This is a genomic window from Arthrobacter sp. Y3221114 (assembly GCF_059092625.1).
In genome coordinates this window covers 442,365-464,322 of sequence record NZ_JBNHHW010000004.1, presented here as the reverse complement: position 1 = coordinate 464,322, position 21,958 = coordinate 442,365, and the positions used below count along the sequence as shown (strand labels likewise).

Here is a 21,958-nt window from a genome sequence, read left to right as displayed (position 1 = left end):
TTTACGTTACGAGTTATCAGATGGGTACTTGGTGGCTGCACTCTGACCTGTTCAGCTCTCTCGGGGCCACCGGACAAAGGAGTCACATCATGCACTTTGCACGCTCCAGAAAGGCCGTTCTGCCGGTGGCAGCGCTCGGCGCCATGGCACTGACACTTTCCGCCTGTGGGGGAGGGACAGAATCCGAGGAGTCACCGGCGCCCGCCGCAGACTGTGCCGCCTACGAGGCCTACGGCACCTTTGACGGCGCCGAGGTCAGCGTCTACTCGACCATCACCGATGCCGAGCAGGATCTGCTGGAGAACTCCTGGGTGGACTTTGAGGAGTGCACCGGGATCGACGTGGTGTACGAGGGATCCAACGAGTTCGAGACGCAGATCGGCGTCCGCGCCCAGGCCGGCAACCCGCCGGACGTGGCGATCTTCCCGCAGCCCGGCCTGCTGGCCGCCCAGGCCGAGGCCGGCTACCTGAAGCCCGCGCCGCAGGAGGTGTCCGACCTGGTCGACGAGAACTGGTCCGAGGACTGGAAGACCTACGGCACCGTGGACGGCACCTTTTACGCCGCCCCCATGCTGGCCAGCGTGAAGGGCTACGTCTGGTACGTTCCGGCTACCTTCCAGGAAAAGGGCTGGGAGGTTCCGCAGACCTGGGACGAGATGATGGAACTCACCCAGACCATCGCCGACGAGGGCACCATGAAGCCCTGGTGCGCCGGGTTCGAGTCCGGCGAGGCCACCGGCTGGCCGGGCACCGACTGGATCGAGGACGCGCTGCTGCGCCAGGCCGGACCGGACGTGTACGACCAGTGGGTCAACCACGAGATCCCGTTCAACGACCCGCAGGTGGCCGAGGCGTTCGACGCCGTCGGCGACATCCTGAAGAACGAGGACTACGTCAACGGCGGCATCGGCGACGTCCGCTCGATCATCTCCACCTCGGTGGACGACGGCGGCATCCCGGTGATCGACGGTACCTGCGCCATGCACCACCAGGCCACGTTCCAGGCCGCCAACTGGCCGGAAGGCACCAACGTGGCTGAGGACGGCGACGTCTGGGCGTTCATCACTCCCGGCCAGGAGGCCGGCGCCAGCGCCATCACCGGCGGCGGCGAGTTCGTGGCCGCCTACACCGAAAGCGAAGAGGTCTCGGCCTACCTGCAGTTCATGGCCTCGGCGGAGTTCGCCAACAACCGGGTGGAGCAGGGCGCCGCGATCAGCGCCAACAAGGGCCTCGACCCGGCGCTGGCCGCCAGCGACCTGGACCGCCAGTCCATCGAACTGCTGCAGTCGGAGGACACCACCTTCCGGTTCGACGGTTCGGACCTGATGCCGGGCGCGGTGGGCGCCAACTCCTTCTGGAGCGGCATCGTGGAGTGGATCAACGGCAAGTCGACGCAAGAGGTCGTGGACTCCATCGAAGCCAGCTGGCCCAAGGACTAAACCGGTACCGACAGCCCGGCCGCACCGCCTGTGACCCGATGCAGGCGGTGCGGCCCGGCACGGTCTGTCCCTTCCACGCACCAAGGAGGCAAGTGCCATGGAGGACGTTGGCGAGAAGCTCGTGCAGGTGGCGATCGCCCTGGCGGTCTTCGCCGCGATCATCGCCTTGATCATGCTGTTGGTGGACCGGGCCCCGAAGTCGTTCCGCGATAAGGCGACGATCATCGGATTCCTGGCCCCCGCCGTCGTACTCCTGGCCATTGGGTTGGTGTGGCCGGCCATCCAAACCACGTACCTGGCGTTCACGGACCGCACCGGAACGCCGAACGGCCTGGACAACTTCGTGTGGATGTTCACCCAACCCGAGGCGCTGGTCACGCTGCGCAACACGCTGCTGTGGGTCGTCCTGGTGCCGCTGCTGTCCACCGGCATCGGCCTGGCCTACGCGGTGTTCATCGACCGGGCGCGCGGCGAGAAGGCGCTGAAGGCGCTGGTGTTCATGCCGATGGCCATCTCCATGGTGGGCGCCGGCGTGATCTGGAAATTCATGTACACGTACCGCGGCGGCGAACGCGAACAGATCGGCCTGCTGAACCAGGTTTTGGTCTGGTTCGGCGGCGAACCCAAGCAGTTCCTGCTGGACGCGCCGGAGAACACGTTCTTCCTGATCGCGGTGATGGTCTGGATCCAGACCGGCTTCGCCATGGTGATCCTCTCCGCGGCAATCAAGGGCATCCCCACCGAAATCGTGGAGGCGGCCCGGCTGGACGGGGCCAGCGCCTGGCAGCAGTTCCGCTCCATCACCATCCCGTCCATCCGGGGGGCGTTGATCGTGGTGGTCACCACCATCACGATCGGCACGCTGAAGGTCTTCGACATTGTGCGGACGATGACCGCGGGGAACTTCGAAACATCGGTGGTGGCCAACGAGATGTACACGCAGGCGTTCCGCGCCAATGAGCCCGGACGCGGCGCCGCGCTGGCATTGATCCTGTTCCTGATGGTGCTGCCGATCGTCATCTACAACGCCCGGCAGCTGAAGAAGCAGAGGGAAATCCGATGAGCGCAACGCCTGCCGTCCCGACCGCTCCCGACGCCGTCCTGGCCAGCACCACCGAACAGCAGATCCCGATCACCCGGCGGGTGAAGCAGCGCCTGACCTCGCGCGGGGCCACCGCCGCGGCGATCATCATCGCCGTCATCTGGACCGTGCCGACCTTCGGCCTGTTCATTTCCTCGCTGCGCCCGGAAGACAACATCCAGGCCAACGGCTGGTGGAACATCCTGGGCGACCTGCAGTTCACCACCAAGAACTACACCGACGTGCTGGCCTCCCAAGGCGGGTCCGCGTCCAACCTGGGCCAGTACTTCATCAACTCGCTGGCGATCGTCATCCCGGGCACCCTGATTCCCCTGGTGATCGCTTCGATGGCGGCCTACGTCTTCGCCTGGGGCAGGTTCCGCGGCAAGGACACCTTGTTCATCGTCGTGTTCGCGCTGCAGATCGTGCCGCTGCAGATGGCGCTGATCCCGCTGCTCTCGCTGTTCATCAACCTCAAGATCGGCGAGTTCCAGGTGCTGCCGGCCGGAACCTACGCCCAGCTGTGGATCGCGCACACCATCTTCGCGCTGCCGCTGGCCATCTTCCTGCTGCACAACTTCATCTCCGAGATCCCGGGTGAGGTCATCGAGGCGGCGCGGGTGGACGGCGCCGGGCACGCAACGATCTTCTGGCGGATCATCCTGCCGCTGTCCGTGCCGGCGATCGCATCCTTCGGCATTTTCCAGTTCCTGTGGGTCTGGAACGACCTGCTGGTGGCGCTGGTGTTCTCCGGAGGCACGGCCGACGTCGCCCCGATTACCCAGCGGCTGGCCGAGCTGACGGGCACCCGCGGCGACGAGTGGCACCGGTTGACCGCCGGCGCCTTCGTTTCCATGATCGTGCCGCTTGCGGTGTTCTTCGGCCTGCAGCGCTACTTTGTCCGCGGCCTGCTGGCTGGTGGCCTTAAGGGGTGAGCGCACCGTGACCGGGATCGACGACGTCGCGCGGGCCGCCGGCGTCTCGACCGCAACGGTTTCCCGTGCCCTCCGCGGATTGTCCGGGGTCTCCACGGACACCCGCGACCGCGTGCTGGCGACAGCGGACTCGCTGGGCTACGTGCCGTCGTCGTCCGCGGCCCACCTGGCCTCCGGCCGCACGAGGGCCATGGGCGTGCTGCTGCCGGTGATCGACCGGTGGTACTTCGCGTCCGCGCTGGAAGGCGTGGACCGTGTGTTGCGGGCGGCCGGCTACGATCTGATCGTGTTCAGCCTGGGCGGCACCGGCATCAACCGCGAACGGGTGTTCCACCGGTCCATGCTGCGCAAGCGGATCGACGCGCTGCTGGTGATGTGCATGCAGCTGACCCCGGACGAACTGGCCGCGCTGCAGGCGCTGGAGTATCCGAACGTGATCGTGGGCGGCCAGGTGGACGGCTTGCGCAGCGTGAGTGTGGATGACAACGCCGCGGCCGCCGAAGCCGTCGAGCATCTCATCGGGCTGGGGCATACGCGGATCGCGCACCTGCAGGGCGGCGGTGCCTACGGGATCGACTTGGATGTGCCGCGCCGGCGCGAGCTGGCCTTCCGGGACACGATGGCCCGGCACGGGCTGCGGGTGCGGCCGGAATGGCTGGCCATGGGGGACTTCCGGTTCGCCGGCGGCAGGATTGCCGCCGGCACGCTGCTCGATACCCCCGGGGAACGGCCGACGGCGATCTTCGCCTCCGCGGACGAGATGGCCTTCGGCGCGCTGAGGGCCGCGCAGGAGCGCGGCCTGCGGGTCCCCGAGGACGTTTCCGTGGTGGGAATCGACGACCACGAGTTCGCCGAGCCGATGGGGCTGACGACCGTCCGGCAACGGCCGGACGAGCAGGGGGCTTACGCGGCGCGGCTGCTGCTGGCCGAACTGCAGGGGAAGGCGCGGCTGGACGTGCCGCGGATCCAGCCCCACGAGCTGGTGGTCCGGGCCTCGACCGCGCCGCCGTCGTCGTAATTGTCGGCCGGCGTCATGCCGGCGGTCAGGACGCGCGGGCGAGTTGGCGGATCTTGATCCAGCGGCCGGCGAGGCGGCGGTACGCGGCGGCGGCGCCGGTCATGTCGCCGTCGGCCAGCGATTCGATGCCGGCGTGCACGTCCGAGGGCGATTCGTCCGGGTAGACCAGTTCGGCCACGCGGCCGTAATCCAGCTCCACGATGCCGTCCGCGGTGAAGGTTTCCAGCCACTCGGTCAGCTCGGTCAGTTCTTCCAGCAGGTCCAGGCCCGGGGCGGCGAGGGCCAGGGAAGCCGCTGCGTAACGGGCCCGGTCGATGCACTGCGGGACCGGGGCGGCCAGACGGACCGTTTGCAGCGTGTGGTCGCTCTCCACCTTTTCGGTGTGGTCGTCCTCGCGGAACAGCACGAACCAGCCGAACGGGATGCCCCAGGTGGAGCTGCGCGTGTGCAGCTTGGCCAGTGCGTCCACGAAGTTGTCCGGGTCCAGCCGGGACTGCTGGGCGTCCCGCGCCGCTTCGGGCACCAGCAGCCCCAGCAGCGGATCGCGCAGGCTGCTGGAGAGCGATTCGGCGGCCAGGGTGCTGCGGACCGCCAGCTGGTTGGGGCAGTACCGCGGCGTGGTGATGCCCTCGGGCGTCGGATAATGCAGGACCCGGATCAGGTCGTCGCTGGAGTGCGGAAACGGGTCCGACACCGTGCGCGTGATCCGGCGCAGCGAGTCACCGCGGTCCAGATCCTCCGTCACGTCCCGGCCGCGGCCGCGCTGGCTCATGATGAGCAGCTGCTGATCGTCGTCGAACACATCCAGCGGTTCGAAGACCCGCAGGTAGGAGACGTACGGGAACTTCATCTCAGTCCAGCTCCGCGATGACCGGCGCGTGGTCCGAGGCGCCCTTGCCCTTGCGCTCTTCGCGGTCGATCATCGCCCCGGTGACCCGCGCGGCCAGCGCCGGGGAGGCCAGGATGAAGTCGATGCGCATGCCTTCCTTCTTGGGGAAGCGCAGCTGCGTGTAGTCCCAGTAGGTGTAGACGCCGGGCCCGGGCGTGTACGGGCGGACGACGTCGACGAATCCGGCTTCTTCGAACGCGCGGAAGGCGGCCCGCTCGGGTTCGGTCACGTGCGTGGCGTTCTGCGCGCGGAACCAAGCGATGTCCCAGACGTCGTCGTCCGTCGGGGCGATGTTCCAGTCGCCCATGAGCGCGACGTTGAGCGTCGGGTCCTCCTGGACCCAGCCGGCGGCCTCTTCCTTGAGGGCCTTGAGCCAATTCAGTTTGTAGGGCATGTGCGGATCGTTGACCGCCCGGCCGTTGGGCACATACAGGCTCCACACCCGCACGCCGCCGCACGTCGCCCCGATCGCGCGGGCCTCGGCGGCGGCGCTGTCCTCCGACTTGCCGAAGTGCGGCTGGCCGTCAAAGGTCCGGACCACGTCATCCAGGCCCACGCGGGAGGCGATGGCCACGCCGTTCCACTGGTTCAGGCCGAAGTGCGCCACCTCGTAACCGTTCTTCTCGAACAGGTCCCACGGGAAGTTCTCATCCTTGGCCTTGGTCTCCTGAATGGCCAGCACGTCCACGTCGGAGCGCTGCAGCCAGGACTCAACGCGGTCGGCGCGGGCACGGATCGAGTTCACATTCCAGGTAGCAATCTTCACAACAGCTACGTTACCCAACGGCGGCAGGCTGTGCTCGCCGCTCGGGCCGGCTGGGCTCGCCGTTCGGGGCGGCTGGGCTCGCCGCTCGGGGTGACCGGGCTCGCCGCTCAGGGCGGCGGGGCTCGCCGTCCGACCTCCAACGGGGTTATGGCTTCGGGGTATGTTGGACAGATGTTTGCTGATAAGCCGCAGTCTTTAGCAGATCCACTCGAACGGCAGCGGCGGCAAGCCATGCTGTCGTCCGAGCCGTCCATACAGAAGCTTGAGGAATGGCGGGACGCCTATGCGCCGACCCGCACGGAGCCCGTCCCGCATTTTGACCCGGCGGATGCAGGCGTTGAGGCGCGGGTGCTCTTTCTGCTCGATAGCCCCGGGAGCCAAACGGTCACTCCAGAGGGGCCGGGATTCGTTTCAGTAGACAACCCCGACCAAGCGGCGGAGCGGTGCTGGAACGAACGCCGGGAAGCGGGGCTGCACGAGGGAGTCCTCCTCTGGAATACGGTGCCGTTTTTCCTCGACGGCGCCGAACCGACAGCCGTCCAGACAATCGCCGGGGTCAAGGCACTGAAGTCCGTCCTGGGGCTGCTGCCTCGTCTCCAAGCCGTCGTGCTGTGCGGGACCTTCACCAAGACCCAGTGGACGAAGCACATGGGCGCGTTCACCCGCCCGACCGTCATCAAGGCGCCCAGCCCCGGTGGCAGGGCGATGATCAGCAGGAAGAACCAGGAAGAGTTCCGGAAGGCCGTGATGCGGGCGAAGAGCCTGGTCGGCTGACGCTTCAGCGGGCCGGCTGCGCTTGGCCGGGTGACGGTTCAGCGGGCAGGCTGCGCTTTACCTGGCCGGCTGACGGGTCAGCGGGTGCCCGGGCCGACGGTGTCAAAGGCTTTGGCCAGCAGCGCTCCGCCGCGTGACGGTTCGGCCTAGCCCCGCCACCATTTGTCGAGGATTGACACCGGCGTGGTCCGCTTGTGCCGGGTCATCAGGTAGCGCTGCTCGATCTTTTCGGCGACCTCGTCGGGGATCGCGCGTCCCTCAAGGTAGTCGTCGATGTGGTCGTAACTGATGCCCAGCTCGTCCTCGTCGGTGCGGCCGGGCGTGGTGTCCAGCAGGTCTGCCGTGGGGACCTTGTGCGCCACCTGGTCGCTGGCACCAAGGTGCTCCAAGAGCTGACGGTTTTGGCGCTTGTTGAGCCCGAACAGGGGCAGCACGTCGGCCGCGCCGTCGCCGAACTTGGTGAAGAAGCCGGTAACCGACTCGGCGCCGTGGTCCGTGCCCAGCACCAGGTAGTTGTGCTGGCCGGCCAGCGCGTACTGGGCCATCATCCGGGCCCGGGCCTTGATGTTGCCCTTGTTGAAGTCGGTGATCTCCTCGCCGGTCGTCGTCGTGAATTCGGCTTCGAAGCCGTCGACCGCCGACTTGATGTTGAACGTCCACGAGGTTTTCGGCCGGATGAAATCCATGGCTGCCTGCGCGTCGGCTTCATCGTGCTGGACCCCGTAGGGCAGGCGCACCGCGACGAAGTTGGCTTCGACGCCTTCTGCTTCGAGTTCGTCGACCGCCAGTTGGGCCAGCTTGCCGGCGAGGCTGGAGTCGACGCCGCCGCTGATGCCCAGCACAAAGCCTCTGGAGCCGCTGGTCTTGAGGTAGTCCTTCAAAAATCCGACGCGCCGTGCGACTTCCTGCGACGGGTCGATGGAGGGCTGGACGCCCAGTTCGTCAATGATCGTGGCCTGGAGTTCGCGCATGGCCACAGCCTACTAAAGGTCCTGGCCAGCTGCAGAGAATCCGGCGGGCAGGTCAGCGCGGCTCAAGCCAGGGGGCCCGGTTGTCCTTGTTTTGGGCGGCCGTTCGGCATCGCCGCAGGTCAGGGCCGTATCGGTTTCCAGAACGTGGACAATTCCTGTTGAACCTGGACAGCCAGCGTGTTCGGGAGGCAGGGGGCTGGCAGCAGGCAGGGAGCACTTTCGCTCCCACCCATTGAATATGCTTCCGGCATCGCCGCAGGTCAGCGGCTTGCGGGGTTCTTAGACGTGGGAAGTTAGGCCCATACCTGGGAGCGAACGGGTCGGCCATGGTGCCACCCCGCGCCGTCCCTACTGCTTAAACGCGGCGTCGAAGGAGGACTGCGGCGGATCGAAGTCGAACCGCTTGAGGAACCGGAGGGCTTCCGGCGCCCCCTGCAACCGGTCCATGCCGGCGTCTTCCCACTCCACCGAGATTGGCCCGTCGTACCCGATGGCCGCCAGGGCGCGGAAGCTGGCCTCCCACGGCACGTCGCCGCGCCCTGTGGAGACGAAGTCCCAGCCGCGCCGCGGGTCGCCCCACGGCAGATGCGACCCCAGCCGCGTGTTGCGCCCGGTGATCCGCAGCTTCGTGTCCTTGCAGTCCACATGGTAGATCCGGTCCTTGAAGTCCCAGATCAGCGACACCGGGTCGATGTCCTGCCACATCATGTGGCTCGGATCCCAGTTGATGCCGAACGCCTCGCGGTGCCCCAGGGCCTCCAGCGCCCGCACCGTCGACCAGTAGTCGTACGCGATCTCGGAGGGGTGGATCTCGTGCGCGAACCGCACCCCGCACTCGTCGAACACGTCCAGGATGGGGTTCCACCGGTCGGCGAAGTCCCGGTAGCCAGCGTCGATCACATCGGCGGAAACCGGCGGAAACATTGCCACGTACTGCCAGATCGAGGACCCGGTGAATCCCACCACGGTCTTCACCCCGAGCCGCTGTGCCAGCCGCGCGGTGTGCTTCATCTCCTCGGCCGCCCGCGTCCGCACGCCCTCCGGCTCGCCGTCGCCCCACACGCGTGCCCCGACGATCGCCTGGTGGCGGAAGTCGATCGGGTCGTCGCACACCGCCTGGCCCCTCAGATGGTTGGAGATCGCCCACACCCGCAACCCGTAGCGCTCCAGGATGCCGAGCCGGTCGGCGATGTAGTCGTCGTCGTCCCAGCGCCACGCATCTAGGTGGTCCCCGGACACCGCGATCTCCAGGCCGTCGTAGCCCCAGCCCGCGGCCAGTTCCGCCACCTTCTCCAGGGGCAGGTCCGCCCACTGGCCGGTGAACAGCGTGAAATTACGTGCCATCGGTTGCTCCTGCGTAGTCGGCGCGGGTGTCGGTTTCGGAAAGGACGACGGCGGCGCCCGCCTGCGCGGCGCTGCGCACCATGGCGTCCAGCACCTTTTGCACCGCCAGGCCGTCCTCGAAGCTTGGGCTGGGCGCCCGGCCGGTTGCCACCGCGGCCAGGAAATCGGCGGCCTGGCTGGTGAACGTGTGGTCCCAGCCGAGCACGTGACCGGGCGGCCACCAGGCCTGCAGGTAGGGGTGCGTCTCCTCGGTGACCAGAATCCTCGCCGCACCCGCGAGCCCCGGCGGGGCACCGGCGTCGTAATAGGAGAGCTCGTTGAGCCGCTCCAGGTCGAAGGCCAGGTGCCCGGCGGACCCGTAGACCTCGATCCGCAGCGCGTTCTTGCGGCCCGCGGCCATCCGGCTGACCTCCAGGCTGGCGACCGCGCCGGAGTCGAGCCGCAGGGTGGCCCACGCGGCGTCGTCGACCGTCACCGGTTCGGGTCCGTCCGGTCCCTGCCGGGTTTCGACGAACGTGTTGAGCGTCGCGGAGACCGACGTGACCCGCGCGCAGAGCAGGAAGTGGATCTGGTCCACCGCGTGCGAAGCCAGGTCGCCGAGCGCCCCGGAGCCGGCGGTCTCCCGGCGCAACCGCCAGGTCATCGGGGCGGAGTCGTCCGCCAGCCAGTCCTGCAGGTAGGCGACGCGCACCTGCCGCACGGCGCCGATCCTGCCCTCGGCGATCAATTGACGCGCCAGGGCCAGCGCCGGCACCCGCCGGTAGTTGAAGCCGACCATCGAGCGGACGCCGGCCGCTCCGGCGGCGCGGGCCACGGCCGCCATGCGCTCTGCTTCGGCCACCGAGTTGGCCAGCGGCTTCTCCACCAGCACGTGTTTGCCCGCCTCCAGCGCTGCCACGGCCAGGTCGGCATGCAGGTGGCCCGGGGTGCAGATGTCCACGATCTGCACGTCGTCGCGCTCGAGCACGGCACGCCAGTCCGTGGAGCCCTCCGCCCAGCCATACCGGGCCGCGTCCGTGGCCACCCCGTCGGCATTCCGGCCGACCAGGACCCGCCGGGCCACAGCCGGCCCACCGGGATAGAACGCGGACACGTTGCGCCAGGCATTGGAGTGCGCCTTGCCCATGAAGGCATGTCCCAGCACCGCCACCCCCAGCGGCGGCGACTCCGGATTGGCGGTCATCGTCTTCTCCTTCGTGCTCGTCGGTCGGTGGTGCGGCGGGATGGGCTGCCCTCCGGGCCCGGGCTGCACCCCGACTCGGGAACGGGCTAGAGGCTGCGCAGGAATGCCAGCCCGTCCGCTGCCAGTTGATCCTGGCTCGGCGCCAGCGGTCGCCAGATCGATGCGGCCGTCGCGATGGCCGCGTTGTCCGCGGTGAAACTCTCGATGTTCAACGGGCCGGCGTAGCCCACGTCGTCCAGCGCCTTGACCAGCGCCGGCCAGTCGGTCTGGTCGCCGCCCGGCGCCCCGCGGTCGTTGCCGCACACCTGCAGATGGACCAGGTGCTCACCGGCGGCGCGGATGGCGGCGGCGCTGGAGCGTTCTTCGATGTTCAGGTGGTAGCTGTCCAGCGCCAGCCCCACCCCGTGGCCGAGCAGCGGTCCCAGCGCGTCGAGCGCCTGTTCCACGGTGTTGACCAGCGAGGTCTCGTACCGGTTGAGCGGCTCAATTCCCAGTACGACGCCGGCCGCCTCGGCTTGGGCGGCCAGCGGCGCCAGGTTCTCCCGCAGCTGGCGGTACGCTTCGGCGCGGTCTTCGGCGTCGATCCGCCACACGCGCCCCGTGCTGGAGTAGAACGGACCGCACACCGCCGGCGCGCCGACGTCGTGTGCCAGGTCGATGCAGGCCGCCAGATAGTCCTGGGTTGCCTGCACCGACCCGGCGTCGGCCAGGACCAATTCGCGGCCGGGTGCCATGGCGCCCACGATGTAGGGCTTCAGGCCCGTGGCCGCGAGGGCGTCCCGGGCGGTGTCGGCGGTGAAGTCGCCGGTGTTCTCCAGCGGCAGTTCGACGCCGTCAAAGCCCATGCCGGCGATCTTCGCCAGCAGCCCGGGCAGTTCGGCGTCGCGCAGCGGCGACTGCCACACCCAGGTGTTGATGCCGATCGGCCGGTCCATTGATCCTTCTCCTTTGTCTGCGGCTGCTGGTGGGGACATCGTCCGGTTGCCGCAGGACGCTGTCGCGCCGGCGCGTACGGGGTCCCGCGGAATCTGGCGGGCCGCGCCATCGGTGCCCGGCTCGCGCCGGGCTCCCGACGGATGTCCGAACCGGCAGTTGCGGGCCGGCCGGGCACCCTCCCCGGGCCCGGCCGGCCCGCAAGTTCTACGGAATCTGGCGTTGCTGCCAGACCTCCGGGTAGCCCGGCAGGTCCTCGCCGCCGAACTTGGCGTAGTGGCCGTCCGGCATGCCGTCGTTGCGTTCCAGCCAGTCGTCCAGCTCGTCGGCCGGGATCGGAACCTGCGGCAGCACCCACTCGGCCGGGATTTCCTCGCCGGCGAAGATCTTCTGCACGGCCAGCAGCGGCGTGCGCCACTGGAAGTTGGAGTAGACCGGAGCCAGCGCGTCGATGCCGGTGTCCTTCCACTTGCGCAGGAAGCTCAGCTCGTCCTCGCCGGTCATGACCGGCAGGTCCTTGCCAGCGTCCTCGAACGCCTCGATCGCAGCCACCGCGCCGTCGCCGGCATCCATCCAGACACCCTGGACATCGCCGGTAGCGAGCTCGTCGGAGATGATCTTCTTGATCTCGGTCGGGTCCGCGCCGGTGAAGTAATCGGTGGCTTCGATTCCGTTCTCCTCGAAGATCTTCTCCGCCGCCGCCCAGCGCTGCTCCAGCACATCCACGCCGGGCAGGATGCGCAGTGCCACCACCTTGTCGCCTTCCTGCAGCCGTTCGCTCAGGAAGTTGGCGGTGTCGATGCCCCAGGCGAATCCGCCGATCGGGTGGATGAACGTGGTGGCGCAGTCGGTTTCCACGCCGCGGTCGAACACCACAACGGGCTTGCCGGTCTCGCAGGCGCGCTCCACCGCCGGCGTCAGCGCCGCGGTAGCGTTCGGCGAGATGATGAACGCGTCGCAGTCGCCTTCACTGATGAAGTAATCGATGTCGGCAATCTGGGTGTTCGAGTCGTCCTGCGCGTCGCGGGTTTCCATCTCGGAAATCACGCCCTCGTCCTGCAGCACCTGCAACTGCTGGTTCATGGTGATCCAGCCGGTCTGCCGCCACGGGTTGGAAATCGACGCGTTGGCGAAGCAGACCTTCTTGGCGCCCTCGGAGGCGAAGTCGGCGGTGTCGGTCATCTCGCCGTCGATGTACTGAAGCCACGGCTGCTCCGGATCGCCCTGGAATTCCGCCGTCCGCTGTTCGAACTGTTCGTCGTAGACGGCCTGGTCGAACCATTCCGTGGAGGCCTCGGTGGTTTCCGCCGGTGACGGGCTGGCCGCGCCGCCGGGGCCGCCGGTCTCCTCGGTGATGGACGGATCGGTGGTGCAGCCGGTCATGGCTATTAACGACGCGGCCGCTGTGAGCGCGACCGCGGTACTTAGACGCTTTCCCGTCATGTCAGTTCCCTCCCTTGTCGGTGCCCTCAGCGGGCTCTGGTGCCGCGATGATGTGTTGTTCGGAATGCGCGGCCGCAGAGCCCCCGCGCCGCTTGCGCTGCCAGGACTGCGCGGCGGCAGCAACAGCGACGATGATGATGGCGCCCTGCACGGTATCCCGCCAGGTCGACGCCACGCCCAGGAAGTTCAGCAGCGTGAACAGCAACTCAAGGGCGAACGCGCCGGCTGCGGCCGAGAGCACCCAGCCGCGGCCGCCGCCCAGCACGACCCCTCCCAGGACGACGGCGGTGATCGCCGTGAACTCGTAGCCTTGGCCCACCGACGGATGGACCCCGGCATAGCCGACGAGCAGGATTCCCGAGACGGTGGCGGCGAGCGACGAAAGCATGAAGGCCCGCGTGCGCACCCACCAGACCCGGGCGCCGGTCAGGGCTGCGGCCACGTCGTTGTCGCCGACGGCGACCAGGGTGCTCCCGTAGGGCCGGCGCATCATCCAGACGGCGAGCACGGCGACGGCCGCCAGGATGATGACCGGATAGGGGATGACCTCCAGCACCGGCACGTTTTCGATGCCGCCGCGGCCGATTTGCCGGAAGCTGTCCGCCGGGTTGCCCTGGGCGGCGCCGCCGGTCCAGTTGAGCACCAGGCCCAGCAGCGCCAGCATCATGCCCAGGGTGACAATGAAGCTGGGGACCTTGAGCAAGGTGGTGACCAGGCCATTGATGAGCCCGATGAGCGCCCCGAGGACGAACATCAGCGCGAGCACCGGCATGACCTTGGCGTCGTCCTGGCCGATCAGGTTGCCGGCCACGATCACCTGCATGGTCACTACCGATCCCATGGACAGATCGAACTCGCCGGAAACGATCACGAAGTACTGCCCGATGGCGGCGATCGCAATCGGCGCGGTCCGGCCGATGAAGCGGATGAAGGACCCGGGCTCGCCGAACGACGGGTTCAGGATGATGATGGCGACCAGCAGTGCGGCCAGGAGCACGAAGATGCCGCCGCCGGGAGTCCGCAGGCCGCGCAGGAAGCGTTGGCCGAGGCCGGCCCGGTTCTGCTGCAGGACCCTGCCGCCGGCCTCCGAGTCCAGAACTGTGCTCATGCCTGCGCCTCCTGCTGTTGGCCGCCGTGCCCGTAGCGCGGCGGCCGGGCGACGATGGTGCGGCGGGCATAGACGGCGACGGCGACCACGATCACCACGCCGCGGACCACGTCCTTCAGGAACGGGTTGATCTGGAGCACGGACATGATGTTGTCCAGCATCGCGAAGATCAGCACGCCGCCCAGGGTCCCTGTCACGGAGCCCTTGCCGCCGGCCAGCAGGGTCCCGCCCAGGACGACGGCGGCAATCGAAAGCAGGTCATAGCCGCCTTGCGAGCCCACGGTTGGGCTGCCGACGCCCAGCCGGCTGGCCAGCAGCAGTCCGGCCATGCCGGAGAGAGTGGAGCAGATGACGTGCGCGGTGATCACCGCACCCGGCACGCGGATGCCGGACATCCGGGCCACGTTGCTGTCGCCGCCGACGGCGTAGATGTGGTGGCCCATGCGGGTGCGGTGCAGCATCAGCAGCACGAGGGCGGCGCAGGCGAGCATGATGAGCGTGGAGATCGGCACCGGCCCTATGCCGGTGGCGCCGATCAGCCGGAAGGAGAACGGGGTCTGGCCGAAACTGCCCTTGTAGTTGGTGCCCAGATAGCCGCTGATCAGCAGGCCCATGCCGAGCGTGGCAATGAAGCCGTGCACCTTGAGGCCGGCGACAATCAGTCCGTTGGCCAGGCCGATGACGGCGGAGACACCCAGTGCCAGCAGCACGGCTGCCGGCACGTTTTCGCTCCGGTTGGCCATCACCCCGGCCGCTATCAGGCTGGCCAGGCTGGTCACGTAGGGCACCGAGAGATCCAGGCTGCCGACCAGGATCACCAGGGTCTGGCCGATGGCGATGAAGCCCAGCACGCTGGTGCCGGTCAGAATGGCGGAGATGTTGCCCGGGCTGAAGAAGTTCCGGCCGGCCGTGGCCACCAAAATGCTGCCGGCGATCAGGGTCAGCAGGGCCACCAGGTACACGATCTGGGTGGAGGTCAGCCGCGCGAAGAAGCCGCCGCCCGCCCGTGCCCGCCTGGTTCGGGTTGGGGTTTGCGTGGTCGTCATGGTGTCCCTCCCGTGGTGCCGCGGTCCTCCGCGAGGTGCGAGCCGCCGCCGCGCCCTGCGTCTCCAAGGCGGGCACCGCCGTCGTGCCCCGCATCCGCGCGACGGTCCCCGCCGTCGCTCCCTGTGTCCGGAAGCGGGGCACCGTCGTCGTTATCCGGAGCCGGCGGCGAGCCGTCCGAGACGGCGCCCGGGACCCGCGCGCCGGTGGCCAGCCGCAGGATTTCCTCCTCGGTGGCGCCGGCCGGCAGCTCGCCGGCAATTTGTCCGTCGCGCATCACCAGGATCCGGTCGGACATCCCGATCACCTCGGGCAGCTCGCTGGAAACCATCAGGACGCCCTTCCCCTCGGCCGCCAGTTGGCGCATCAGCCGGTACACCGCCACCTTGGCCCCGACGTCGATGCCCCGGGTCGGTTCGTCCAGCAGCACCACGCCCGGGGACACCGCCAGCCACTTGGCCAAAACGATCTTCTGCTGGTTGCCGCCGGAGAGGTACTGCACCTCCTGATCCAGGTCCCGGGCGACGACCTCCAGCGCGCTGAACGACCCGGCGACGGCGCGGCGCACCGTGGCGGTTCGCTTGGGGAACACGGCGCGGACCACTCCCAGCGCGTTGTCCAGCAGGGACTGGTTGAGGCTCAGGCCCTGCGCCTTGCGGTCCTCGGTGATAAGCGCGACGCCGTGCCGCACCGCTTGGCGGGGAGAATGCGGACGGATCGGACGTCCGTCCAGCTGCATGCTGCCGCGGTTGAACGGGGCGGCGCCGAAGATCGCCTGCAGCAGTTCGGTGCGGCCGGAGCCTTGCAGGCCGGCGATGCCGACGATCTCGCCGGGCATGAGGCGCAGGCTGATGCCGTCCAGCTGGTCGTTGCCGGCGTCGGCGAGTTCGAGCAACGGGGCATTGGTATCGGGGCCTGCCGCCGCGGGCGCGGCCGGGAGCTTGTCCGGGAAATAGGCGGAGATGGGGCGGCCGACCATCATTCGCACCAGCGAGGCATCGTCGAGTTCGGCGGCCGGTTTGGTTCCCACGATCCGCCCGTCCTTGAGCACGGTGATGGTCTGACAGAGGTCAAAAACCTCGCGCAGCCGGTGCGAGACGTAGAGGATGCCGGTGCCGCGTTCGGCCAGCCTCCGCACGATCCCGTACAACAGGGACACTTCCGGCCCGGACAACGCGGCGGTCGGCTCGTCCATGGAAATGATCCGGGCGTCGTAGCTGACGGCCTTGGCGATCTCGACGATCTGCTGCTCGGCCACGGAGAGCGACCGGACCAGCGCCGTGGGACGGATGGAGCCGATGCCCAGCGACTCCAGCAGTTCCGCGGTGGCGGCGTTCATCTTGGCGCGGTTGACCAGCAGGCCCTTGCGGGGCTCGCGGCCCAGGAAGATGTTCTCCGCCACCGTGCGGTCCGGCAGCAGGTTGAATTCCTGGAAGACAGAGGACAGGCCGGCTTCGTGCGCCTGGGTGGGATGGCTGAACTGGACGCTTTGGCCGTCCAGCAGCACCGTTCCAGAGTCGCGCTGGTACACGCCCGCCAGGATCTTCATCAGGGTCGACTTACCTGCCCCGTTTTCCCCGACGACGCCGTGGACCTCGCCGGCATGCAGCGTCAGTGACGCGTCCTGCAGAACGGGATTGCCGAAAAAGCTCTTGGTCAGGCCGCGGACCTCAAGAACGGGTTTCCCCCGTCCGGCGCCGCTGTCGGGCACAGTGTTGCTCATCTGCTCCACCCACTCACTGTGGCACGGGTCACATAGTTTTGTCGAGAGTCAGGCAAAAGTTGTCTGAGCACGAATAGTTAGTTTCGCTAGAGACAAACAGAAGTGGTGCGTGCTGTACTGAAAGCGTGTTGAAGTCCGATGTCGCCCCGCCGCAGCGCCTGGCCACCCAGCCGGCCGCCGGAGCAAGCGAGGTATTCCAACTGCTGCGCGACGGCCAGCCGCGCACCCGGGCAGAGCTGGCGCAGTTGACCGGCCTGGCGAGGTCCACGGTGACCGCCCGCGTGGACTCGTTGATGCGGCTGGGGCTTATTGCCCCCATTGGGGGAGCGACCTCCACCGGCGGAAGGCCGCCATCGTTGTTCGCGCTCAACCCGGCCGCCCGCCTGGTGATCGGCGCCGACCTCGGCGCCACGCACGCCCGGGTCGTCGTGGCCGACCTCTCCGGCGACGTGCTGGCCGAGGAGCGCGCCGAGCTGAGCATCGCCAGCGGCCCGGACATTGTGCTGGGTTGGTTGACCGACGCCGTAGCGCGGCTGCTGAAGGACGCCGGGCGGAGTGCGGCGGATCTGGGCGCGTTCGGCATCGGGCTGCCGGGACCGGTCGAACATGACACGGGACGGCCCATCAATCCGCCGATCATGCCCGGCTGGGACCGGGTGAACGTCCCGGCACTCGTGCAGCAGCATTTCGCCGTGCCGGTCTTGGTGGACAACGACGTCAACATCATGGCGCTGGGTGAGCAGGCCATGGCCTGGCCCGACACCGCCGACCTGATGCTGATCAAGGTGGCCACGGGGATCGGGGCGGGCATCATTTCCTCCGGGCAGCTGCAGCGCGGCGCCCAGGGAACCGCCGGGGACCTGGGGCATGTGCGCGTGCCCCGGGGCGACGACGTGGTGTGCCGGTGCGGGAACACCGGCTGCCTCGAGGCGCTCGCCGGCGGGCCGGCCCTGGCGGCCGTGCTCTCGGCCCAGGGAAAGAAGGCCGAAAGCAGCCAGGACGTGATCGATCTGGTGCGCGCCGGCGACCCGCAGGCGATTCAGGCGGTGCGCCAGGCCGGCCGGGACATTGGCGACGTGCTGGCCACCTGCGTGAATCTGGTCAACCCGTCGGTCATCGTGATCGGCGGGCGGCTGGCGCAGGCGGGCGAGCACCTGTTGGCCGGGATCCGGGAAGTGGTCTACCGGCGCTCGCTGCCGCTGGCGACCGAGCATTTGCGGATCGCCCCGTCCGTGGCCGGGCAGCGCGCCGGCGTGCTGGGGGCGGTGGCGCTGGCGATCGGGCACGTGCTCTCGCCCGAAGCGATCGAAGCGGCCGCGTCCGCCTGACTGCGAAGTTATCGTTTCGTAACGGGGTTGGCCTCCCGGCCGCGTGCCTCCGCGGCTAGCGTGAGACAACACGTCTATCGAGGGGCTGGGGCGCCATGCGAACACTGACCAGGCTGGCGGCCGGCGCCGCCGTCCTGCTGGCACTCGCCGGCTGCGGGGCTTCGAAGTCCGGAATCGGCGCGCTGGAAGCCCCCGCCGGCCCGGATGACAAGCTGGCGGGCGGGGTTGAGGTCCTGCGCGTGGCGCCGGGCAGCGTCCGGGCGTTGGCGGAAGAGGGCGACGAGGGCTGGGAACAACTGCACCCGAACCTGCTGGTCCGCGGGCTCTGACCGGCTCGGGCACCGTCCTCCTGCGTCCGGTCGGCGTCCGGCGACGTCGGGTCTGGCCCCGCCCGGGGGCCGCACGACCTGTCATGGATTCCCGGTGCGGCGGGGGCAACCCCATAGACTAAGAGCCATGACCCAGACTCCTGCGGCCGATCCAGCGGCCGACCGCGCCCGCCTGCTCGAACTGATTAAGGAACTGGCCGTGGTGCGCGGCAAGGTCACTCTCTCCAGCGGCGCCGAAGCCGACTACTACATCGACCTGCGCCGGGTCACCCTGCACCATGAGGCGGCGCGCCTGGTCGGCAGGGTTATGCTGGCGATGCTCGACGAGGCCGGCATCGAATTCGAGGCCGCCGGCGGCCTGACCATGGGGGCCGATCCGGTGGGGACGGCGCTGATGCACGCGGCCGGAGACGGCGGGCGGGCCGTTGACGCCTTCGTCGTGCGCAAGGCGCAGAAGTCCTACGGCATGGGCCGCCAGGTGGAAGGCCCGGAGGTGAAGGATCGCCCCGTCGTCGTGCTGGAAGACACCTCCACTACCGGCGGCTCCGCGCTGACCGCGGTGGAAGGCGTACGCCAGGCCGGCGGGCAGGTCAAGGCGGTGGCCGTCATTGTGGACCGCGACACCGGCGCGAAGGAACGCATCGAGGCCGAAGCCGGCGTGCCGTATCTCTTTGCTTTCGGCAAGGACGAACTGGAGCTGGACTAGCCGCCGGTGGCCGGCCGGCTCACATGATGGATGTTCGCAGGAACTACGCCTTCCGCCAGCTGCGCCTGGCCAGCAGCCTGCACCGGGTTTCGCGCCGCTCGTTCCTGATCGGTGCCGCCTTCGGCCTGGGCACCGCCGCGGACCTGGCGGCCACCCGGGTCATCCAGGAGATGCGCAACGAAGCGCAGATCCTCACGCTGGACGACGAACGCGCGGACCGGCGCTTCCCCCGCACCAGCTGGGTGCTCTTCCCGGGGTACAAGACCAGCTGGGAAGAGGGCCTGTGGATCTTGAACTCCTTGCGTGGCGGCCTGGTGGACCGCGGCCGGCTGGCGGTGGCGGGGTATTCGAACCGCGGCCTTGACCTGGCCGAATTGACCGAGGTGCTGCAGAGGCACATCCAGGACAACGACCTGCAACGGCTCTACTTCTACGGGCACAGCTTCGGCGGGATGGTGGCCGTGGAGATGACCGCGCGGCTGCGCGCCAAGGGCTTCCCGGTGGAGCTGATCCTGATGGATTCGTCCCCGTACAGCCGCTTTGATGTGCTGGATAAGACCATGTTCGAAGGCGTGGTGTTCCTGTACGAGGCCGGCTACCGGGTGCCCAGCTACCTGCGGGGTGGATATGAGCTGGGCGAGCGGATCGTGCACAAGGACGAGCGCACCTGGCGGCAAATCGTGGAGCAGACCATGGAGCAGCTGTCGCCGCTGGCCGTGTCCAGCACGCTGATCCAGTCCCAGTCCTCGTACATCTATCACTTCGACGCGCATCGCTTCCGCCACAGTATCGGCGACACCCGCATCGCCTGGATGGGCAACCCGGGAGACCAGACGGTCAACTATTCGACCGCCCGGCGCAGCTGGCAGGTGAACTATGAGGCGAACTTCCTCACCAACAACCTGGTCACCGAAGGCGCCCGGCCGGCGCATGCGAGTCCGCAGTGGAATTCAGCAATCTACGTGCCGATCATCCAGCAGGTGGCGGACGAATTCTTCCCGCTGCCGGTGGTCGGCGCCCGCAAGCGCTACTACTGACAAGAGCAGCGGCGACGGCGAGGTTCCACCCGCTGAGCGTCACGGGGAGCTTGGCTGAGAACGCGGAGCTGAGCGGTGCCACGGGAGACGTGAGCGGCCGCCGCGGTGGAGCGGAGCGGCAGGCATGCGAAGGGGAGCGGTGCCGCTGCACGGCTCTCCGCTCCCCTTCAACTTCGTGCGCCGGCCGGGTATTCACGTGCCGGCTGCGCTATCCGCGTAAGCCGACCCGGCCCACGCGTGGTCCAACCGCGCTACTTGGCGACGGCTTCCTGGGCCAGCTTCCGGCCGAACTCGGTCAGCTTGTCCCGAGTGCTTTCCTCCTGGCCCAGGATCTGCTGAAGCAGCTCCACGACCTCGGTCTGGCCCTGGGCCTCCGCGGAGGTAATCAGCGTGGTGTAGCAGGCGACCTCGTGGTGTTCCGTGTCCAGCGCCCCGGCCACGATGACCATGTCCACCAAGCTGGGGTCCACCTTGTCCAAGGCGGCCTGCGCTTCCTCGGCCAGGCCCTTGCTCACCGGGGAGCGCTGCTCCTTGGCCTCCAGGCCCAAGACCTTGAAGCACTTTTCGATATACGTGATCTGTTCGCGGGTCTCGTCCTGATGGTGGCTGAGCATTTCCTTCAGCTCTTGGCTCCGTGCAACCTTCTGGTTCTCTTCGAGCATCTTGAGCACGTCATGTTCCGACCGCAGGGCAACGCCCAGCTTGAAAGCGAAAAGTTCCTCGGGGGTGGTCAGTTCAGCCATTGAAACTCCTTTTCCGATGAATCGTTACTCAGCATGCTTATCATCCTCGATTGATCGTGCACAACCTGCCGCAGGCCCGTCGGGCGGCTCCTGCCACGGATCCTCACGCGCCACGGTGCGTGGAGGCTGCCGTCTGTCCCCTAGGCTTGTGGGGTGGAAGAAAAAGCAGGTGAAACCGGGGGTGGACCGAGGTTGACCGGCGGGTCCGGCGAACGGCCGGAACCCCCGGAGGCGGCCCCCAATGGCCCCGAACCCGACGGAGCGGAGGCCGCCCCGAGCGGCTCCGAGACCGGCGCGCGCGAGGCCGCCCCGAACGGTTCCGAGACTGGCAGGCCGGAGCCGGCCATCGGCGTCGGACCGTGGGACGGACCGTTGCCCGAAGGGGACCATTGGGACCCACAGCTGCTGGCCGAAGGCGACCGACGCAACGTGACCGACCAGTACCGCTACTGGAAGCACGAGGCGATCGTCGCGGACCTGGACACCCGCCGGCACAACTTCCACGTGGCCATTGAGAACTGGCAGCATGACCTCAACATCGGCTCGGTGGTGCGGTGCGCCAACGCCTTCCTGGCCAAGGAAGTGCACATCATTGGACGACGGCGGTGGAACCGGCGCGGGGCGATGGTCACCGACCGCTACCAGCACGTCCGGCACCATCCCACCGTGGAGGACTTCGTGGCGTGGGCGCAGGGCGAGGGCCTGCGGATTATCGGGATCGACAACTTTCCCGACTCGGTGCCGCTGGAGACCTACGACCTGCCGGAGAACGCCGTGCTGGTGTTCGGGCAGGAGGGGCCCGGGCTGACGCCGGAGGTCCACGCCGCGGCCGATGCCACGCTGTCCATCGCGCAGTTCGGCTCGACCCGGTCGATCAACGCTTCCGCCGCCGCGGCCATCGCGATGCACGCGTGGATCCGGCGCCACGTTTTCGCGCAGCCGGTCTAGCGCCACGCACGGCGTTTGCGGTCGCTGCTTCGCCAGTCGCGGCCAACTTCCCAGCTTTAGCAATAACTGTCCACGTTTTGGTTTCCCACAGGCCCCTGACCTGCGGCGATGCTTCGGGAGCCGCCGAAACGTGGACAGTTGGGGCACCGGCAGGGCCCGGAAAAGGTGACCACTGTATCGATGGGCCCGGTCCGAGGCTGCGGTTCGGCGGAATCT

General features: G+C 68.2%; 21 protein-coding genes. 10 read left to right on the top strand and 11 right to left on the bottom strand.

Annotated features, from left to right (window positions below):
• The first annotated feature begins 89 nt into the window (after nt 1–89).
• The 4 genes from AC5RV3_RS11720 to AC5RV3_RS11705 all read left to right on the top strand — a co-directional run bounded on the left by AC5RV3_RS11720 (nt 90) and on the right by AC5RV3_RS11705 (nt 4,473).
• Entirely contained in the window at nt 90–1,439 is a 1,350-nt protein-coding gene (locus tag AC5RV3_RS11720) for an ABC transporter substrate-binding protein (protein ID WP_494122279.1), read from the top strand.
• A gap of 97 nt (nt 1,440–1,536) precedes the next feature.
• On the top strand, nt 1,537–2,502 hold the full coding sequence (locus tag AC5RV3_RS11715) for a carbohydrate ABC transporter permease (RefSeq protein ID WP_494111052.1): 966 nt from the start codon (nt 1,537–1,539) through the stop codon (nt 2,500–2,502).
• On the top strand, nt 2,499–3,455 hold the full coding sequence (locus tag AC5RV3_RS11710) for a carbohydrate ABC transporter permease (protein ID WP_494122278.1): 957 nt from the start codon (nt 2,499–2,501) through the stop codon (nt 3,453–3,455). Before AC5RV3_RS11715 ends, AC5RV3_RS11710 begins: the two co-directional genes overlap by 4 nt.
• Nucleotides 3,456–3,462: 7 nt before the next feature.
• Nucleotides 3,463–4,473, top strand: a complete 1,011-nt coding sequence (locus AC5RV3_RS11705; RefSeq protein WP_494122277.1) for a LacI family DNA-binding transcriptional regulator — start codon at nt 3,463–3,465, stop codon at nt 4,471–4,473.
• A 25-nt stretch (nt 4,474–4,498) separates the two neighbouring features.
• On the opposite strand, the gene AC5RV3_RS11700 is transcribed toward AC5RV3_RS11705, so the two are convergent.
• Nucleotides 4,499–5,323, bottom strand: coding sequence for a DUF8083 family protein (locus AC5RV3_RS11700; protein WP_494002000.1), 825 nt, complete (start codon nt 5,321–5,323; stop codon nt 4,499–4,501).
• Nucleotide 5,324: 1 nt separating this feature from the next.
• Nucleotides 5,325–6,128, bottom strand: a complete 804-nt coding sequence (locus AC5RV3_RS11695; RefSeq protein WP_494122276.1) for an exodeoxyribonuclease III — start codon at nt 6,126–6,128, stop codon at nt 5,325–5,327.
• A 171-nt stretch (nt 6,129–6,299) separates the two neighbouring features.
• Between AC5RV3_RS11695 and AC5RV3_RS11690 the strand changes: the two genes are divergently transcribed.
• Nucleotides 6,300–6,902 carry a uracil-DNA glycosylase gene (locus tag AC5RV3_RS11690; RefSeq protein WP_494122275.1) on the top strand — a complete coding sequence of 201 codons (603 nt, stop codon included), beginning with the start codon at nt 6,300–6,302 and terminating at the stop codon, nt 6,900–6,902.
• 146 nt (nt 6,903–7,048) lie between these two features.
• Here the strand turns inward: AC5RV3_RS11690 and nadE are convergent, their stop codons facing one another.
• The 8 genes from nadE to AC5RV3_RS11650 all read right to left on the bottom strand — a co-directional run bounded on the left by nadE (nt 7,049) and on the right by AC5RV3_RS11650 (nt 16,651).
• Complete coding sequence (gene nadE, locus AC5RV3_RS11685) at nt 7,049–7,873, bottom strand: NAD(+) synthase (protein ID WP_494122274.1); 825 nt, start codon at nt 7,871–7,873, stop codon at nt 7,049–7,051.
• Between the two features lie 348 nt (nt 7,874–8,221).
• Nucleotides 8,222–9,217 (bottom strand): sugar phosphate isomerase/epimerase family protein, encoded by a 996-nt coding sequence (locus AC5RV3_RS11680; RefSeq protein ID WP_494111059.1) that lies wholly within the window; start codon nt 9,215–9,217, stop codon nt 8,222–8,224.
• A complete protein-coding gene (locus AC5RV3_RS11675) occupies nt 9,207–10,400 on the bottom strand; it encodes a Gfo/Idh/MocA family protein (protein WP_494122273.1) in 1,194 nt (397 codons plus the stop codon). The genes AC5RV3_RS11680 and AC5RV3_RS11675 overlap by 11 nt, the downstream gene beginning before the upstream one ends.
• A gap of 86 nt (nt 10,401–10,486) precedes the next feature.
• Nucleotides 10,487–11,335: a sugar phosphate isomerase/epimerase family protein gene (locus AC5RV3_RS11670; RefSeq protein ID WP_494122272.1), complete on the bottom strand. Its 849-nt coding sequence runs from the start codon at nt 11,333–11,335 to the stop codon at nt 10,487–10,489.
• Nucleotides 11,336–11,540: 205 nt separating this feature from the next.
• Nucleotides 11,541–12,776, bottom strand: a complete 1,236-nt coding sequence (locus AC5RV3_RS11665) for a substrate-binding domain-containing protein (RefSeq protein WP_494122271.1) — start codon at nt 12,774–12,776, stop codon at nt 11,541–11,543.
• A gap of 1 nt (nt 12,777) precedes the next feature.
• A complete protein-coding gene (locus AC5RV3_RS11660) occupies nt 12,778–13,884 on the bottom strand; it encodes an ABC transporter permease (protein WP_494122270.1) in 1,107 nt (368 codons plus the stop codon).
• Complete coding sequence (locus tag AC5RV3_RS11655; RefSeq protein ID WP_494122269.1) at nt 13,881–14,930, bottom strand: ABC transporter permease; 1,050 nt, start codon at nt 14,928–14,930, stop codon at nt 13,881–13,883. The genes AC5RV3_RS11660 and AC5RV3_RS11655 overlap by 4 nt, the downstream gene beginning before the upstream one ends.
• Nucleotides 14,927–16,651, bottom strand: coding sequence for a sugar ABC transporter ATP-binding protein (locus AC5RV3_RS11650; RefSeq protein ID WP_494122268.1), 1,725 nt, complete (start codon nt 16,649–16,651; stop codon nt 14,927–14,929). Before AC5RV3_RS11650 ends, AC5RV3_RS11655 begins: the two co-directional genes overlap by 4 nt.
• A gap of 125 nt (nt 16,652–16,776) precedes the next feature.
• Here AC5RV3_RS11650 and AC5RV3_RS11645 point away from each other — a divergent pair, with 125 nt between their 5' ends.
• The 4 genes from AC5RV3_RS11645 (at nt 16,777) to AC5RV3_RS11630 (ending at nt 20,051) form a co-directional block, all read left to right on the top strand.
• Complete coding sequence (locus AC5RV3_RS11645) at nt 16,777–17,979, top strand: ROK family transcriptional regulator (RefSeq protein WP_494122267.1); 1,203 nt, start codon at nt 16,777–16,779, stop codon at nt 17,977–17,979.
• Nucleotides 17,980–18,074: 95 nt separating this feature from the next.
• On the top strand, nt 18,075–18,308 hold the full coding sequence (locus tag AC5RV3_RS11640) for a hypothetical protein (RefSeq protein ID WP_494122266.1): 234 nt from the start codon (nt 18,075–18,077) through the stop codon (nt 18,306–18,308).
• A 127-nt stretch (nt 18,309–18,435) separates the two neighbouring features.
• Nucleotides 18,436–19,014: an orotate phosphoribosyltransferase gene (gene pyrE / locus AC5RV3_RS11635; protein WP_494122265.1), complete on the top strand. Its 579-nt coding sequence runs from the start codon at nt 18,436–18,438 to the stop codon at nt 19,012–19,014.
• Nucleotides 19,015–19,040: 26 nt separating this feature from the next.
• On the top strand, nt 19,041–20,051 hold the full coding sequence (locus tag AC5RV3_RS11630) for a thioesterase domain-containing protein (RefSeq protein WP_494122264.1): 1,011 nt from the start codon (nt 19,041–19,043) through the stop codon (nt 20,049–20,051).
• Nucleotides 20,052–20,302: 251 nt separating this feature from the next.
• Here the strand turns inward: AC5RV3_RS11630 and AC5RV3_RS11625 are convergent, their stop codons facing one another.
• Nucleotides 20,303–20,794: a YciE/YciF ferroxidase family protein gene (locus AC5RV3_RS11625; protein ID WP_494106917.1), complete on the bottom strand. Its 492-nt coding sequence runs from the start codon at nt 20,792–20,794 to the stop codon at nt 20,303–20,305.
• Nucleotides 20,795–21,139: 345 nt separating this feature from the next.
• Here AC5RV3_RS11625 and AC5RV3_RS11620 point away from each other — a divergent pair, with 345 nt between their 5' ends.
• A complete protein-coding gene (locus AC5RV3_RS11620; RefSeq protein ID WP_494111140.1) occupies nt 21,140–21,742 on the top strand; it encodes a TrmH family RNA methyltransferase in 603 nt (200 codons plus the stop codon).
• The last annotated feature ends 216 nt before the right edge of the window (nt 21,743–21,958 follow it).

Coding starts and splice junctions, on each gene's coding strand:
- AC5RV3_RS11720 (WP_494122279.1), top strand. CDS start 90: ATGCACTTTGCACGCTCCAGAAAGGCCGTTCTGCCGGTGGCAGCGCTC.
- AC5RV3_RS11715 (WP_494111052.1), top strand. CDS start 1,537: ATGGAGGACGTTGGCGAGAAGCTCGTGCAGGTGGCGATCGCCCTGGCG.
- AC5RV3_RS11710 (WP_494122278.1), top strand. CDS start 2,499: ATGAGCGCAACGCCTGCCGTCCCGACCGCTCCCGACGCCGTCCTGGCC.
- AC5RV3_RS11700 (WP_494002000.1), bottom strand. CDS start 5,323: ATGAAGTTCCCGTACGTCTCCTACCTGCGGGTCTTCGAACCGCTGGAT.
- AC5RV3_RS11690 (WP_494122275.1), top strand. CDS start 6,300: ATGTTTGCTGATAAGCCGCAGTCTTTAGCAGATCCACTCGAACGGCAG.
- nadE (WP_494122274.1), bottom strand. CDS start 7,873: ATGCGCGAACTCCAGGCCACGATCATTGACGAACTGGGCGTCCAGCCC.
- AC5RV3_RS11680 (WP_494111059.1), bottom strand. CDS start 9,217: ATGGCACGTAATTTCACGCTGTTCACCGGCCAGTGGGCGGACCTGCCC.
- AC5RV3_RS11675 (WP_494122273.1), bottom strand. CDS start 10,400: ATGACCGCCAATCCGGAGTCGCCGCCGCTGGGGGTGGCGGTGCTGGGA.
- AC5RV3_RS11670 (WP_494122272.1), bottom strand. CDS start 11,335: ATGGACCGGCCGATCGGCATCAACACCTGGGTGTGGCAGTCGCCGCTG.
- AC5RV3_RS11665 (WP_494122271.1), bottom strand. CDS start 12,776: ATGACGGGAAAGCGTCTAAGTACCGCGGTCGCGCTCACAGCGGCCGCG.
- AC5RV3_RS11660 (WP_494122270.1), bottom strand. CDS start 13,884: ATGAGCACAGTTCTGGACTCGGAGGCCGGCGGCAGGGTCCTGCAGCAG.
- AC5RV3_RS11655 (WP_494122269.1), bottom strand. CDS start 14,930: ATGACGACCACGCAAACCCCAACCCGAACCAGGCGGGCACGGGCGGGC.
- AC5RV3_RS11650 (WP_494122268.1), bottom strand. CDS start 16,651: ATGAGCAACACTGTGCCCGACAGCGGCGCCGGACGGGGGAAACCCGTT.
- AC5RV3_RS11640 (WP_494122266.1), top strand. CDS start 18,075: ATGCGAACACTGACCAGGCTGGCGGCCGGCGCCGCCGTCCTGCTGGCA.
- pyrE (WP_494122265.1), top strand. CDS start 18,436: ATGACCCAGACTCCTGCGGCCGATCCAGCGGCCGACCGCGCCCGCCTG.
- AC5RV3_RS11630 (WP_494122264.1), top strand. CDS start 19,041: ATGGATGTTCGCAGGAACTACGCCTTCCGCCAGCTGCGCCTGGCCAGC.
- AC5RV3_RS11625 (WP_494106917.1), bottom strand. CDS start 20,794: ATGGCTGAACTGACCACCCCCGAGGAACTTTTCGCTTTCAAGCTGGGC.